The following is a 491-nucleotide window of genomic DNA, read 5'->3' on the forward strand; positions in this document are numbered from 1 at the left end:
AAGCTACTTTGGTTGAACAACCACTACATCAAGACATCTGAGCCTGAGTACGTTGCAAAATACCTGCAATGGCACCTAGACGCACAGAAGATCGATACAACAAACGGTCCAGCTATCACTGAAGTGATCAAGCTAGTTGGCGAGCGTTGTAACACGCTTATCGAACTTGCTGAGCAATCTCGTTACTTCTACGAAGATTTCTCTGAGTTTGAAGCTGGCGCAGCGAAGAAGCACCTACGTGGTGTTGCTAAAGGCCCACTAGAGCTTGCTCTTGCTAAGGTTGAAGCACTTGAAGATTTCACTACTGCAAACATCAAAGATGGTGTGATTGCAGCTGTATGTGAAGAGCTAGAGATCGGCATGGGTAAAATCGGTATGCCACTTCGCGTAGCAGTAACAGGCGGCGGTCAGTCTCCTTCTGTTGATGCAGTGATGGAGCTTGTTGGTAAAGAGCGCGTAATCGCTCGCATCAAGATGGCTCTTGAGTTCAT

The 491-nt window shown here is 47.3% G+C and carries 1 pseudogene; it reads left to right on the plus strand.

The features are described from left to right. Positions 1 to 491: pseudogene (locus tag AB4512_RS22870) on the plus strand (glutamate--tRNA ligase); the annotation flags it as partial.

The organism is Vibrio sp. 10N.222.52.B7, from assembly GCF_041474275.1.
Classification (GTDB): Bacteria; Pseudomonadota; Gammaproteobacteria; order Enterobacterales; family Vibrionaceae; genus Vibrio; species Vibrio crassostreae_C.